Genomic DNA, 15,269 nt, shown 5'->3' with positions numbered 1-15,269 from the left:
CTAATTCTACAAAAGTACACGCCATGTAATTTCCCATATCATTAAGATATGCAACCTGGATCAAAAGAAGCTCAAGGCCATGAGTAACCTATTTTAGGTTTTTTGGAGGGATAAAGTGAGCGAGGCCAACGAGAAGATAAGTTGGAAGCGGTTAAACATAAAAAAGACAAGTTTTTGGAGGCCTTCCCCACTACATCATCATAACAAAATCATTGTTTTGGGAGAAATGGGCAATACGCAAGCCTTAATATACGGCCGTACCTGGGTGTGATGAAAGCAATGCCCCTTCTCAAAAAGGTGATAAAGCCGAGGCTCTATCACCTTCATATTGCATTTGCAGATGACAACCTATGGTTTTCGCAATATCTTGTCCATTTTCTTTCCTTTGGCCAGCTCGTCTATCAATTTGTCGAGGTAGCGAACCTGTTTGGTCAAGGGATTATCGATTTCTTCGATGCGATAGCCACAAATCATGCCGGTTATGAGGATTGCATTAGGATTTAAAGCCGCCTGTTCGAAGAAGGTCTCGAAGGTCACTTTTTCATCAATCAGCTCTTTTAGCCTGCTGTTGTTAAAACCGGTTAGCCAGGCAATAACTTCATGAAGCTCTTCTTTTGTCCGGCCTTTTGTTTCTACCTTCTTCACATACATCGGATAAACCGAAGCAAAAGTCATTTTTGCAATGCGCTCATTGTGCTTATCAGTGGTATTCATGTTCTTTTAGTTGTTAGTTAAGCCGTTATTTGGCCCTAATTTACCGATTTAACCAAAGCGGTAAAAATTTGTTCGGATATTCGTCTGCAATCCATGGCTCCTGCCTACAAATTTCAATAGCATTGACGAGCGCAGAAACACACTAGAAAAACACGGAACAGTTAGCTTCGGCATGCTAAATAGTTTAACGATGGTTTTGAAGGGGTATTGATTGTGCAGCCTTTACTATTTTAACCTTTGATGGGCAAGATATTTTATGCGTCGGATAGAAGGATATTCGTGGAAAAAATTACTTTTACAAACCTAACCAGGTCCACAAGAAGTTAACATGCCCAAATCATCCCGTATTGCCGTAGGTTTAAGGTCGCTCAAAAACAAAACGCTTTGGACCGACCTTATCGGCAGTCGCCAGATGTTTTCATTAGAGAGCCGTATTTTCCACTCTATTTGCGTAGCCTTGGTTCTTTTAGACCTATTTTACATTCCCTACAATTGGTATGCGGGTTTATATGTAGGCTCCTTCTCAGCGTTGGTATTCGGCATACTTTTCGTTTACCAGTATTATTTATCAAGATTTAAGGCCAAACGACATAACACCAGCATATTTGGGTTAGCCGGTCTTATCATCTTTAGCCTCAACTACTTTACCAACTCTGGCATCGACGGTTCAACCGATTTGATTTGGCCGGCCTATTTGTTGTTGGTACTGGCTATTTCGCCGTATAAACAGCATCTGCAATGGCTAATTACCTATGTAATCTGTTTCTTGATTATCCATTTCATCGAATTTCGATACCCAGACCTGATACATCATCCCATTACCCCTGGCAAAGGGCAGTTCATTGATCGGGTTACCGCCTTTCCGATACCTGTTTTCTTGGTTTATATCATCATCAGGTTCATCAGAAGAAGCTACGATAACGAAAGGCGGGTTGCCCTTGAAAAGACTTTGGCGGTAGAAATAAGCAAGGAACAGATTTTGGTCCAAAACGAACAGTTGGAAAAGAGCAACAGCGAAAAGGACAAGCTGATGTCTATCATTTCGCATGATTTGCGTTCGCCTTTGATCAATATCCAAAACTACCTGGAACTGCTCAACGAAAGCCAGGTGGACGATGTTAATCGTCCATTGCTCGAAAGGGCCCTGATCCAATCGACCAATGGTGCTGTACAAATGCTATCTAATTTCCTGCATTGGTCAAAATCGCAGATGGATGGCGTGAATGCCAATCTGGTTGCCATAAACCTGGGTGCAGCGCTGCAAGGAACTATCGAAATGGAAAGCGCAAATGCCGCTCAAAAAAACATTACGCTCCAGGTTAGCATCCCCGCTTCGCTCCTGGTTTTTGCTGATGCCGACATGTTGCAGCTGGTAGTGCGCAATTTGATCAGCAATGCCATAAAATTTACGCCAACCGGCGGAAAAATAGACATCAATGCCCAGCAGCTGGCCAACGAATGCCAAATTACCATCAGCGATAACGGAAAGGGCATTCCGGAAGAAAAGCAACCAAAAATATTCTCTATCAAGGCCCAATCAACCTATGGCACGAATAACGAAAAGGGCATTGGACTAGGTTTAATGCTTTGCAAGGAATTTATCGAACACCAAGGCGGCAGAATAGATTTTAAGAGCACCATGGACCAAGGCTCCAGCTTTTTTGTATTTGTGCAACTGGTTCGCCCATCTGAAACCGGCTCATAAATCATTTGCTTGTGGCCGTTTGCGGCTCCGTTTTTGGAAACGGGAGTTCCGGTTTATCCAAAGGCAACGCTACATAAAAAACAGTGCCTACCCCTACTTCGCTATCGAACCATATTTTGCCGTTATGTGCCTCGATAATTTGTCTGGAGATGGCTAAACCCAAACCAAAGGTCTGTTCGCCGGCTGTTCCAACCCTGGTGCTTTTGCTGTAGATATCAAATACGCTTTCTTTCAACTCGTCGGGAATACCAATACCATAGTCCTTCACCGAAATCAAGGCTTCCGAATCGGTATGGCTCAGGGTTATTTCGATAACAGTATGTTCATAGCTGAACTTAATAGCATTACCGATAAGGTTGCTGATTACCCGCCAAAGCTGTACCGCATTTACCGATACTACAAGAGGCTGGCCATGAAGCAGGAGTTGCTGGCTTTTGGTCTCGGCCTTTAATTTAAGTTGCGCAAGGCAGTAATTGAGCATGCCATAAAGATCTTCGGGCTCTTTTTTTAGTGCATTAACGGCTACTGCTGGCTGCAGCAACTGGGCAACGAGGTTCAAGCAATCTTCGGCCGATTGTTTCATCAAGTCGACCAGTTCTTTTTCTGTAGCATGAAGCGTATTTTTGGTCAACAGCATATCGGCGAGCATATCTATGGCTCCAATTGGGCTCCGCAGGTCGTGGGCCACCAGCTTCATAAGCTGTGCATTATCCAGCTGGCTCTGCTCTAATATAGAAAGCGTTCTTTGCAGCTGTTCGTTCTGCTCTATTACGCGTTTATTTAGCGAGGTCAAGTTGGCTACGTTTATTCTCGAGCGCTTTAAGCTTAGCCATACCATCAGCAGGATAACAATAACCATGACCGAGATAATGGCAGATGCCACCAGGTAAACTGTTTTTAAATGTTGGTCTCTTTTTACCAATGCCAGCAAATGTTGTTGCTCGGCCTGTTTGAAGACCACATCCAAATCGGCGCTTTTCAGTTCGCTGTTTACCGCCTGCAGCGAATCTTTAAGTGCATTGTACTTGAGCATTGAGCGATAGGCCATATTGGTATCGCCAACACTTTCGAAATAACGGCTTTTGAGTTGATAAAGCCAATTGCGCAGGTTCAGGTTGGCATCATTCTCTCCCTGCCTGGCCGCCAAATTGTTTTCGAGCTCGGCAATTGCATCTTTTGCCGCAACCACACGATTGGTACGCAGGTACAGATCGGCAAGTTTAGCCTTGGCCGTTTGTGCATCGCCTATGGCATAACCGGGCCTATCATTTATGGCGATACTCATGTTAAGGTATTTTTCGGCATTTGCATAATCTTTCATTCTGATATACAATCCGCCTAAGTTTCCATAAAAAACCCCTTTTGCCGTTTCAATATAGTCTTTTTTGGCTGGGTATCTCGGTTCCGTTCGCCTAATAAAAGCCAAGCCACGCAGGTAGTAACGCAAGGCGCTGTCGGGTTGGTTTGCACGTTCAAAGCACAAGGCAATGCTGTTGTAGGTTGATTGAGGCGTGATAAACTGGTTTTCGAAAGTAGAACGATCTGTACAACTCGCCATTTCTTTCAAGGTTTGCTTAAAATAAGGTACCGCTTTTAGGTAATGTTGCTGTACAAACCTAACCAAGCCCAGTTTAGCCGAAAAGCTAGCCACTTGACAACTGTCGAGATTTTCTTTGGCAAAAGAATGGCCCTGGTAATAGCTTTCAAAAGCCTTATCGTACCGGTGCTGTGCACGCAGCACATCCCCTTTGGCAAAAAGGGTTAAGGCATATTCGGTATGGTATTGTGTCCCTTTGCTTTTGAGCATGGCAAACATGCTGTCTACATATTTTTCTGCCTTGAAGGGCGCCTCATCATAATAAAGGTAAAAATTGCTCAGAAAACTATACTTTTTCCAAAGGTCTATGGGGCTGGGATTGGAGAAAGTGCCATAAACCGAATCGACATACAGAATGGAGCGGTTGATTTCGCCACTGTTGAGCAATCCGTTCACCACATCAAAAGCACTATCTACTTTTGCATCGTGGTTTTGGGCAGGTTCGACAGCTTTTCTGCAAGAAACAGCAAAAAAAAGACCTGCTAAAACGAGAGCCCACCAAAACTGCTTAAAGAATTTGAAGGATGAATAACAATACACGCTCAGGATGATTTTTTGCCCTTATAATCCAAGATAACTAAAATTGGACTAATAGACGAGCAACTCTTATTCTTTATCTATTCATTTCGTTCAAATTACATGGCTATTTGTGAATTCGACAAGAATATCCAAGCTTTCCAAAACAAAAAACCCTGCCGATAGGGCAAGGTCTTTAGGGTATTTTGGCAACAGCTACTGGTCAATTAGCTTTTGCCTTGCCAGCAACTGGCCGCACCAATAAGTGCCGCTTGTTCGTTCAGTTCAGAAATATAAATAGGCAACACAAAATCGTGTTTTTTAAACTGTTTGGCCAGGCCAGGCAAAAACTTGGCCGAGGCATTGGCTATATTGCCTCCGATAATCAGCGCTTCGGCATTTTCCTGTTGTTGAAAATCCATGATAAAATTGGCCAGGTTCACGGCAAACTCTTCAAATACCTCACGCACATTGGGAGAAGCTTCGTAAAACTTAGCCATTTCCTTGACATCGATTACGTTGATGCCGGTAAGTTCGTAATAATGCCTTAAAAACCAGCGGGTAGACAGGTGGTCTTCGGCATAGCTATCTAAAAATGGCGTACGCCAAAGGTCGGCATCGCTAACTTCGCCTTTTTCGTAAATGGCGGTACCCAAGCCTGTGCCCAAAGTAAGGCCAATTACCTTATCAAAGCCCTGCCCTGCACCGGCAAAGGTTTCGCCAGCCAGAAAGCAGGCAGCGTCATTTTGCATCAAGATGTCGCTTGCAGGCATTCCCAACTGCGCCGCCAGCATTTCCTTAACGTTCAGTCCGTAAAAAGACTCGTACTTGGTCGTATTCTTCATGTAGGAAATACCCTTTTCATAATCGAAGGGGCCCGGCATGGCAATCCCGATTTTGCAGCTCGACATGCCTGCCTGGGCAAGGGTTTCGCCAATTACGGTTTTCCAATCGCTCAGTATCTGTTCATGTCCGGCCCTCGAATTGATTTTTTTCCTTACATAGCTATCAGTCAAAATTGTTTTGTTTTCCATATCCAGCATAGCCGTAGTGATGTGGGAACCACCTATATCTATGCCCATTATATATTTATCCATTGGTAAGTAGATTGATTTTCATTTTTTATTCAAACTTACGCTTTTAGCGACAAACAATGCAGGCAGGAAAAACCGTTATAATAAATCATCCCTAATTGTTTTACAGCTCTCCCGCCGTACATTGTTATTTCTTATGCTTTGCCTGATTATTTAACCGGCAATTGTTGGTCCTTTACATTCCATCCGTAAACCCGTATGGCCAAAGGCAGTGTACCCTGGTCTGGAAATTCGATGGCTACCGTTTTCTTTTCGCCAGGCAAAATGCTTATATAATTGTCGGAAAAGAAAGTGGGCAAGATACGCATTCCTGTATTGGCATTTTCTAACGCAATGCGATTAAAAAATGCAATAGGCCCATTTGACGGATTTTCGAGCAGGAGGTTTAACTTGCCCTTTGCTACGGTTTCTACAGCCACCCTCAAATCGGCGGGTTTCATTTCCTGCAGCCCATGGTACACACCATCCTTTCCAGGTAGCCAATATAAGTTTTCGCTCAATAACTTTTGGTCGGCCGACAGCAACTTCAGTACGACAAAAGCGCCATCTTGATCATTTAATTTTTTAAGCGGCTCGTTAATTGGAAACATTTTTTTAACCATTGATGGCCCTACCTCTGCAAAAAGCTGGTTGCTAAACTGCAATTTGCCATTCGCGTCGTAAACATTGGCTTGCACCATCAGGTTGCGTTCTATTTTAAAACCGTTGTTGACCACCTGAATCATGCTGTCTAAGGGATTCATCATGATGTGCAGGGGTTCGCTGCCTTTCCTCAAGCCATATAAACAGGCATTGACGTCGAGGTAATAGTCGTACATTTGTCCACGCAACGCTGTCCACGGATTTTGTGTTTTCCAAATGATGCTGCCGGTGTACCACTCCCACATGTGGCTAGAAAAGCCTTCCATGAGTGCCCGGTACTGGTTATAGTTGACCAATTGGGCTTTCATGGCAAAGTCGGCCGCAGTTTTGGCTTTGCCGTAAGGATCAATGTACTGGTGATAAGGAATATATTTATGGTATTCCCATACCGAGTCTGCCTGTTCGCCGTTTTGCGGTGCGATGAGGTTTTTGGCTGGAATAAAACGTTGCAGGGAGGCGTAATCGCCTACACCAACCGAACCTACTTCAGAGTTATAAGGATAGGTTTTGTGGCCCCAAAAGGTGCGGATATCCTGAATGGAGTAAGGGCCATCGCCATTGCCCCCAATCGAATTGTACGACATGCTATCGGTGTTCGAAAAATCGAAGAAATAGCGCGTGCCATCTAGTTCGGGCAACAGTTTGTTTTTGAGCGGCCCCAAAATATCGTCGGGTGGCGTAATTTCGTTGCCACCGCACCAAAAAGCCAAGGAAGGATGGTTTCTGATGAGTTTGACCTGATCGGCAGCCGCTTCTAGTGCCAACTGGTGGTTATCGGGATATTGCCTGCGTGTCCACTGGTCTTCTTTTTTTAGCGGATCCATCCATTTGCCGTTGCAATCGCCACTGAACCAAAAATCCTGGAACACCAGCAAACCATATTTATCGCAGGCGTTATAAAATTCCGGTCGCTCGGTCAATGCACCGCCCCAAATACGGATAAGGTTTAAATTCATGTCGCGATGGAAACGGATTTCGGCATCGTAGCGTTCATCTGAGAAACGCAACATGGCATCAGAAATGATCCAGTTGCCGCCTTTGATAAATATTTTCTGTCCATTTACACGAGCTTCCATACTTTGCGTACGGTCGTTCCACACGTTGCTAATTTCGCGCACACCAAATTTAACTGCTTCTTGGTCTAACACTTTTCCGCTAACCGTAACAAACTGCATATTAATTTGGTAAAGGTTTTGATTACCATAGCCATTGGGCCACCAGAGTTTCGGATTGGCCAAGCTCAAATCGGGCAGTTTCACTTCTCTCTTTTCACCCGGCTTTAAAGTTACCGCAACGCGGATCAACTGGTTTGCCAAGCGGTATTGCAAAAAGCCATTAACCACTTTTGCAGTTGGGTTTACAATTTCTGACGAAGTGCGGATTACAGCTGGTTTTTGTGGCCCTTCTGCTTCGCGTTTGCCCGGAACCAACGTAACCACATGCACATTTTCTACGTTAACAGCCTTGGTTGTTTCGATGGTTACCTTATCCCAAATACCAGTATTACGGTCTCTAATAGGCTGGATCCAATCCCAGCCCGCCGTGTATTGGGTAGTAAGACCTTTGGCAATGGTGCCATCGCCTCCTTGGCCTCCATTTGGATTGCCAGGGAAATCGGGTGGATAAACCAAAACCGCCAAGCGATTGTTGCCGTTAGGTGCCAATAACTTGGTAATGTTGTATTGCTGGCGCAAATGCATGCCTTCGTGGGTTTTGGCATTTACTTTTTTGCCGTTCAAAAATATCTCGGCTTTGTAGTTAATCCCCCTAAACTGCAGCCACACCTGTTCATCGCCCTGGGCAACCTGTTTAAACGATTTGACAAACCAATAAGTATAATAGGCATTGCCGGCATGGTAAACGTCTTTGATCAGCTTGTTGTTCATGCCGTAAAATGGATCTGGCACTTTGTTATTGTGAAGCAAAGTGGTGAGTACCGTACCCGGCACGGTAGCCCGCATCCATGTATTAATCGGAAAATCGGCTTGCGACAGCTGTTCGCCGCTGGCTTTTACTTCGTTGATATTGATAGTATACCAATCTGAATTAAGCTCATAACGTTGCTGCGCAAAGACAGGCGAAGCCCATAACAAGCCTAAGAGCAAAACCAAAAATAGATAGCTGTGCTTCATAATCTAATGCGATAGGTTAGAGATTGGCCTGTCGGCTACGGCCACTCCAAAAGTTGGCGATGGCTTGGAGCCCATGTAGAACTGCAGATTACCTCCCGCCATAATGGTTTTGTGCAAAATATAGCTCTTGGTATAAGGCTTGCCGTTAAGCGTAATCTTTTGAATATACTTATTGACGGTGCTGTTGTTGGTTACCTTAATATTGAATTTTTTATTGCCCGGCAAAGCAATGCTGGCCTCGTTAAGCAAAGGCGAACCAAAAACATAGGCGCCGTTTGCGGGATTAACCGGGTAAAAACCCATAGCCGAGAAAACATACCAGGCCGACATCTGCCCCACATCTTCGTTGCCGCACAAACCATCGGGTTTATCGGTATAAAATTCGCGGTCTATTTGGCGTACCAAATCGGCGGTTTTCCAAGGCTGGCCTACATAGTTGTACAAATAAGGAATATGATGGCCCGGCTCGTTGCCTTGTGCATAATTGCCAATAAGGCCCGAAATATCGGGAGAACTTTCCTTGCTGAACTGAAACGGAACACTGAATAGTGAATCGAGTTTGGTGACGAATGATTTTTCGCTGCCAAAAAGCTTGACCAATCCTTCTACATCCTGTGGTACGAGCCAGATGTACTGCCAGGCGTTTCCTTCGGTATAATCGTCTTCGCGGTGCTTGGAGGCAAAGGGGCTAAAAGGTGTGCGCCAATTACCATCGGCCAGTTTGCCACGCATGAATTGGGTTTGCGGATCAAAATATTCCTGATAGAGATTGGCCCTTTTGCTAAAATAGGCATAGTCTTCTTTTTTGTTCAAAGCCAATGCCATTTGTGCAATGCAATAATCGTCTATGGCATATTCTAAGGCTTTGGCCACCGATTCGTTTACTTTGTCGGCTGGAATATATTTCAATTGCTGAATGTAGGCTATGCCTTCTGTTTTTTGCATGGCCGATTGCTTGATGGCCTCGTAAGCGAGGCTTACATCAAAGCCTCTATAGCCTTTCAGATAGGCATCTACAATAACCGGAACAGCATGGTAGCCGATCATGGTATTGGTTTCGCTGCCCATCAAATGCCAAACCGGCAATTTACCCTGCTGTTTGTAAATGGCCAGCATGGTATTGATCACGTCGGAAACCTTCTCTGGGTGCAGGATGGTAAACAAAGGCTGCGCGGCACGGTAAGTATCCCACAACGAAAAAGTGGTGAGGTTATTAAAATTAGCGTTTTTGTAAACTTTTTTATCGGTGCCCAGGTAATCCCTGTTCACATCGTTAAACAGCGAAGGTGCCACCATGGTATGGTAAAGGGCGGTATAAAAAACTCTTTTGGTTGCTGCATTGGCTTCTATTTTTACCTTTTGCAATTGTTTCTCCCATTTGGCATCGGCTTGTTTAACCGTAGCTTTAAAATCCCAGCCCGGCAGTTCGGTTTTAAGGTTAAGGATGGCATTGTCGGTACTAACCGGCGAAAGCGCTACTTTAACCTGAAGCACATGTTGTGGCAGGCGAGCCAAATCGATAATGGCCTTGAGTTCTTTGCCCTGCACATCGGTGTTCGGCTGCAACTGGTTGCCGCTATAAATCTTCAAGCTTTTAATGGGTTGCGATAGTTTGATGACAAAATATAGGCGCTGATCGGCCGACCAGCCTTTAGAATTTCTATAGCCCACCAAGGTATAGGCATCTAGCTGTTTGAGGCTTGAGGCAACCGGACTATCCCAGCCAATGCCTTCTATCAAATCGAGCATTAAATGCGGGTTTTCGCTTCCCGGCTTAAAGGTATACTGATGAAAACCTACGCGTTCGGTTGCCGTAAGCTCTGCCTTAATGTCGTAGCGATCAAGCCAAACACTGTAATAACCTGCCTTGGCCACTTCCTTAGCGTGCGAAAAAGTGGAGGCATAACCCAGCTCCAAATTGTCTTTTTTGCCTTTTTCCAGCAGCACTCTTCCGGTAGCGGGCATGATCGAAATATCGCCCAAATCGCCAATCCCGGTACCGCTTAAGTGGGTGTGTGCAAAACCGGTAATGTTATTGCTGCTGTAATTATAGCCGCTGCACCAGTCCCAACCTTCGAAGATGTTGTTGGGACCAAGCTGTACCGCACCGTATGGCACATTAGCACCTACAAAAACGTGGCCATGCTTGGCCGACCCGATGATGGGATCGATAAAGGAGGTCAATTTGGCAGCCATTTGCCGCTGTGCGTGGGCAATGGTTGGAAAAAGGATCAGCAATCCAACCTTCAAACATCGGTTAATCGTTTTAGTAACTGCTCCAAAGGAATTATCTAACATGTGTTTATTATTAAGGTGCATTCTTTCTTTTTGGCGTTCCAAACACCTAAAGGCATTATAAAGGTACAATCCTTGGGCCATATTTGAAAGGCAGGAGATGGCCCTGCCTTTCTTTGGGCGATTTATTTTTTAGGCACGTAAAAACGAAGCCCTATTTCGTAGGCGTTGCCTAATGATCCTCCATTAAAAGTACTGCTGCTTGAGGTATAAGAAGCCGAAACCTGCAAGGCATCCAAAGCTTTAAAACCTATGCCACCCGTAACGCTTTTATTGGTATGATACATGGCATACACGTTGAACTGGTTCTGCATAAAATCGGCATTGGCACCTAGGTCTACCACACTTTTTATGGCCTTAAAGCCCCTGAAGGCAACTTTGGGCTCTAGGTTAATTGAGCCTTTGTCGGTTCCGGTAAGGTTAAAGCGGTAAGAAGCGGCAGCGAACAAAGTCGATTGGCTAAGTGAACTTCGCTCCTGATTGCCAAAAGCCGACACCAAATTAGGCAGGGTTGCTTGTACGGTGAGGCGATCGCGGATGTAGGCTACACCGAAATCTGCCTCAAAATGCATTTTCCGATCGCTATAATTGTACAGTAGCTCATCAGCACCATCTCCTGTAACGTCAATGGTATTGAAACGCTCTACTATGCCTCCGGCCGCCAGGCCAAAATGAAGCTGTTGCTTATCGCCATCAAGCTGAAGCCGATAAGCATAACTGGCCATCATTCGGGTAGTGCTCAATGGTCCAATCTTGTCCGATAACACATTAACGCCAAGGCCCATGCCATTGTTAAAGGCATAATCGCCGGTAAAATAAAGGGTTTTCGGACCATTGTCTATACCCGTCGATTCCCGTTTGTAGGCGGCATTGATATTGAGCTGGTTATTGTTCAGCCCCAACATGGCTGGATTAAAGAGGTACTGATTTTGAAAATATCCTGTACCAAAATTGGCAGTCTGCGCTTTTGCAGCCAATAGGCCACAGCTCCAACAACAGGCCAATATTATAAAGATTTTTATTCTTCGTTTCATTGCTTGTTTGCTTTAACAATCATTAATACTCCTGTTTTAGGCTTGGCGCCATCGTTGGTCTCTACTACGTAGTAATAACCTCCCTGTGGCAATGCAGAACCATTATAGGTACCGTCCCAATCATTGTTGTAATTCTTGCGATCGAATACGGTCCGACCTTGGCGGTCCATCACTTTTACCGAGTTGTTCTGGTATTTATCGATGCCCCAAATTACCCAGGTATCGTTCTTGCCATCGGCATTCGGGGTAAGCACATTGGCAATTACCAGCGAATCTTGTGGAGAAACGGTAATGCTGGCTGTAGCTGTGCAACCCGCAGCAGATGTGGCCACAACGGTATAAGTTGTTTCCTTTGTGGGCCTAACCCGTAGCTTAATTCCGTTGGTGGCTCCTTCAATTCCTTCGGCTTTTTTCCACTCGTAGGTAGTACCTGCAGGGAAATCGGTATTTGCGGTTAGGTTAACCAAGGTATATCGAGGCACCTTGGTAATTGGCCTATCGGCGGTAACGTTCACTTTAAACGGCACGAAATAGATCTTCACCTTAAAAGTGGTACTATCAGAGCCAAAGTTTAAGGTGCCTCCATCGTCTTTTACGGTAATGGCTATAGTGGCCGAATCGCCTACTATTGCCTTGCCTGTAGTTTTGAAGCCATAATAGGCTACCCCATCTATTACATCGGGCTGGAAGGTAAGATTGCTAATCGTTGTATCGGCACTACTGATGTTGGTAACCTTTAATTTCTGGATGCCCTCTGCCCCTGGCCCCGATCTTAAACCATTAATACTAAACTTATAGGTACCAACGGCAGTACAGATTTTTCTGTAGATAAGCGGCCCTGATGACGGAGGCGTGTTTACGCCACCAGTAGTTAACGTTAAAGTATTTGAATAGGCCGAGTAAATCGCCTCTTTTTGCGCCCTTACACGATAATAAAACACTGTTGCAGGCCAAATAGTGGCATCGGTATAAGTTGTTGTATTGGCACCTAAGGTTTTCAGGACAGTAAAATTGGTATTGTCTCTCGATCTTTCTACAACATACCCCGTTTCATCGGTTGCGCGATCTGTCCAGGTTAAGGTGGCCGAAGTTTCGCCAGCAGATTTTAAGGTCAAATCTTTAGGGCTTAGTGGCCCTGTGCTTGTAAGCGTAGTTGCCTGTGCTACTTTAGACCAGCCTGAAACTGCTGTTGAAGAAGTACCTAAGGCATTAATACGGTAATAATAGGTAAAGCCATCGTACAGGTTTACATCGGTAAAAGTTGTAACGTTGCCTGCCAATGTATCAATAGATTTATAGTATAATCCATCTTCTGAGCGTTGTAGGATAAATTGGGCAGCTGGTTTGGTAGTGCTTTGTGCCCAAGTTAAATCTAACGAATTGATTTTAACGTTAGAGATGCTCAAGGCTGTAGGCACAGCTGGCGCTGCAGGGTCTATGCCCATGATCTGCCATTCTGAAACCTGAAAACGCACCCCATCTGTTGCACCATTGTTGGCCGTAAATACTATACGATAGAATTTAAAAGCAGTTGTACCAGGTATTGGAATATCGAAATTAAAAGTGGCATACCTATCGGCTGTCGCTCCCAATTGGTTGGTACGCGTATCTAAAATGGTCCAGGCCAATTTATCATTGGATCCTTCGAAACGCCAATTTTTTGGATCGCGCCCAGGTGCATCGCCTCCGGTCGTTAATTTGTAACCAGTAACTATATAAGCTCCCTTAGGCTCATAAATTGCCGATAGATCGCCATTGGCTTGACCCGTAAAAACCAACCATTTGGTGGCAATATTATTATCGATCAATTTTGAAGAACCTTCGCCCGCATTGGCCCCACCAGTGTTATCGGCACTCACCGTTAATTTGCCCCCATCATCGGTAATATCGGCAGGGGTTGAAGTAATGCTGTTGGTAGTGATGCTTACCACAGTTGAGTAAGGCGATTTTGAAACATAGTTATAGGCCCTTACCCTATACCAATACGTCGTATTTGGACTTAAAGATTCCTCGGTATAGGCCAAAACAGCTTTGTCAACCTTGCCCATCAGCGTAAAATTGGTCCCATCGGCCGATTTCTCGAGTTCGAAGCCCCCTGGCGTAGCAAAAGACAAGGCCCATGATAGGTTGGCCTGTGTACCCGTAGGCGATACCACTTTTAAAGTAGGGGCTGTAGTCAACATATCACTTTTGGTAGTCACTTTTACAATGGCCGAATAGGGAGAAGGCGCCACATAGTTAATGCCTCTTATCCGGTACCAATAGTCGGTTGCCTGTGTCAATGTAGAATCGGCAAAGGTACTCACCGATTTATCAACAGTTTTAACCAAGGTAAAATCAGTTCCATTGGTTGATCTTTCAATTTGAAATTGACCCGGCGTATAAATGGTTAAACCAGACCAAGAAAGATTGGCAATAGTACCTGTAGCTCCGGCAGCAACCGTAAGTACTGGTGCCGTTTTAAGTACATCGTTGCCCGACGTAACCGAAACCACAGCAGAGTATGGCGAAGTTGATTTATAATTAACGCCTTTTACCCTATACCAATAAGAAGTATTGCGTACTCCGGTAGTATCTGTATAGGCCAAAACAGCTTTGTCTACGGTTTTAAGTACTGTAAAATTAGCTCCGTCAGTAGATCTTTCTAACACATATTGGCCATCGCTATAAAAATTGAGAGCCGTCCAGCTTAAGGCAATTTCCTTACTCAAATTGCCTGGCACGGCAGTTAAAGTTGGGGTTCCTTCCAGCTTATCTGTAACTTTTACTACTGCCGAATATGGCTGATTAACTTGATTAATGATAGCCCTTACCCTATACCAATAATCTGTTTGAGGATCGCGTTGCGTATCGGCATAAGAAGTAGCCGATGCCGTATTTCCAGTATAGATTAAAGAAAAATCAGTACCATTGGTTGATCGCTCTAACTGATAGCTGCCTTGATTTCTGATCGCTTTGTCCCAAGACAGGTTGATTGTATTTACATTGGCACCTAACGTAGCTTTAAGCGTTGGCACTACCGGATCATTGTTATAGGCTTCAATTTCTCGAATATCTAAAGAGCTCCGGGCAATATTGGCAAATACAAACTTGTAGTATTTATAGCTTACCGTATTGGCAAATGTGGCACTAATGGTTGTAGCAGTGGCCGATACCGTCCTGGTGTCAATTTGGGTCCAAGTGCTATTGTTTTGAGAGCCAGACAAAGTAATTGTAGTTGCATTTTGACTCGTATAATAGTAATTGATAAAATACTCTGTTATTTTCTCTGCGTTGTTACAGGTAATGAGCAACTCAACGCTTTTTGATGCAGGGCTGCTGAATTCTACATCGGTACCCGTATTGCCATCGTTGATATCGGCAATAGAACCATATATTATCGGTGTGGAACCTGTAATCGTTACATTTCCTGCCCTAAAGATATTAACTTGTGCCATCGTGATTTTTGATGCCAACAAGAACAATAGCAATAGCGCTAACCTGATGAATTTTATATTCATTTTCAATGAGTTTAAACTTTGTTAATCCTTTTCTGAACGA

The 15,269-nt window shown here is 44.5% G+C and carries 8 protein-coding genes; 1 reads left to right on the top strand and 7 read right to left on the bottom strand.

Annotation, left to right across the window (positions count from 1 at the left end; all coding sequences use genetic code 11):
• Window positions 1–348: 348 nt before the first annotated feature.
• A complete protein-coding gene (locus tag AC6H1S_RS05775) occupies window positions 349–714 on the bottom strand; it encodes a DUF2200 domain-containing protein (protein ID WP_497565480.1) in 366 nt (121 codons plus the stop codon).
• Between the two features lie 328 nt (window positions 715–1,042).
• Here AC6H1S_RS05775 and AC6H1S_RS05770 point away from each other — a divergent pair, with 328 nt between their 5' ends.
• Window positions 1,043–2,419, top strand: coding sequence for a sensor histidine kinase (locus AC6H1S_RS05770; protein ID WP_497565479.1), 1,377 nt, complete (start codon window positions 1,043–1,045; stop codon window positions 2,417–2,419).
• Window position 2,420: 1 nt separating this feature from the next.
• On the opposite strand, the gene AC6H1S_RS05765 is transcribed toward AC6H1S_RS05770, so the two are convergent.
• The 6 genes from AC6H1S_RS05765 to AC6H1S_RS05740 form a co-directional block, all read right to left on the bottom strand.
• Window positions 2,421–4,556: a tetratricopeptide repeat-containing sensor histidine kinase gene (locus AC6H1S_RS05765; RefSeq protein ID WP_497565478.1), complete on the bottom strand. Its 2,136-nt coding sequence runs from the start codon at window positions 4,554–4,556 to the stop codon at window positions 2,421–2,423.
• Between the two features lie 203 nt (window positions 4,557–4,759).
• Window positions 4,760–5,629 carry an ROK family protein gene (locus AC6H1S_RS05760; protein ID WP_199141262.1) on the bottom strand — a complete coding sequence of 290 codons (870 nt, stop codon included), beginning with the start codon at window positions 5,627–5,629 and terminating at the stop codon, window positions 4,760–4,762.
• A gap of 146 nt (window positions 5,630–5,775) precedes the next feature.
• Complete coding sequence (locus AC6H1S_RS05755; RefSeq protein WP_497565477.1) at window positions 5,776–8,400, bottom strand: glycoside hydrolase family 2 protein; 2,625 nt, start codon at window positions 8,398–8,400, stop codon at window positions 5,776–5,778.
• Between the two features lie 3 nt (window positions 8,401–8,403).
• Window positions 8,404–10,698 carry a GH92 family glycosyl hydrolase gene (locus AC6H1S_RS05750; RefSeq protein ID WP_497565476.1) on the bottom strand — a complete coding sequence of 765 codons (2,295 nt, stop codon included), beginning with the start codon at window positions 10,696–10,698 and terminating at the stop codon, window positions 8,404–8,406.
• 122 nt (window positions 10,699–10,820) lie between these two features.
• A complete protein-coding gene (locus AC6H1S_RS05745; RefSeq protein ID WP_199141259.1) occupies window positions 10,821–11,729 on the bottom strand; it encodes a PorP/SprF family type IX secretion system membrane protein in 909 nt (302 codons plus the stop codon).
• A complete protein-coding gene (locus AC6H1S_RS05740; protein ID WP_497565475.1) occupies window positions 11,726–15,229 on the bottom strand; it encodes a T9SS type B sorting domain-containing protein in 3,504 nt (1,167 codons plus the stop codon). Before AC6H1S_RS05740 ends, AC6H1S_RS05745 begins: the two co-directional genes overlap by 4 nt.
• Between the last annotated feature and the right edge of the window lie 40 nt (window positions 15,230–15,269).

Source organism: Pedobacter sp. TM02 (genome assembly GCF_059705275.1).
This window is presented reverse-complemented; position numbering and strand designations above follow the sequence as displayed.

Bases quoted from the DNA above. Each gene is read 5' to 3' on its own strand.
- AC6H1S_RS05775 (WP_497565480.1), bottom strand. From the start codon at position 714: ATGAATACCACTGATAAGCACAATGAGCGCATTGCAAAAATGACTTTT.
- AC6H1S_RS05770 (WP_497565479.1), top strand. From the start codon at position 1,043: ATGCCCAAATCATCCCGTATTGCCGTAGGTTTAAGGTCGCTCAAAAAC.
- AC6H1S_RS05760 (WP_199141262.1), bottom strand. From the start codon at position 5,629: ATGGATAAATATATAATGGGCATAGATATAGGTGGTTCCCACATCACT.
- AC6H1S_RS05755 (WP_497565477.1), bottom strand. From the start codon at position 8,400: ATGAAGCACAGCTATCTATTTTTGGTTTTGCTCTTAGGCTTGTTATGG.
- AC6H1S_RS05750 (WP_497565476.1), bottom strand. From the start codon at position 10,698: ATGTTAGATAATTCCTTTGGAGCAGTTACTAAAACGATTAACCGATGT.
- AC6H1S_RS05745 (WP_199141259.1), bottom strand. From the start codon at position 11,729: ATGAAACGAAGAATAAAAATCTTTATAATATTGGCCTGTTGTTGGAGC.
- AC6H1S_RS05740 (WP_497565475.1), bottom strand. From the start codon at position 15,229: ATGAATATAAAATTCATCAGGTTAGCGCTATTGCTATTGTTCTTGTTG.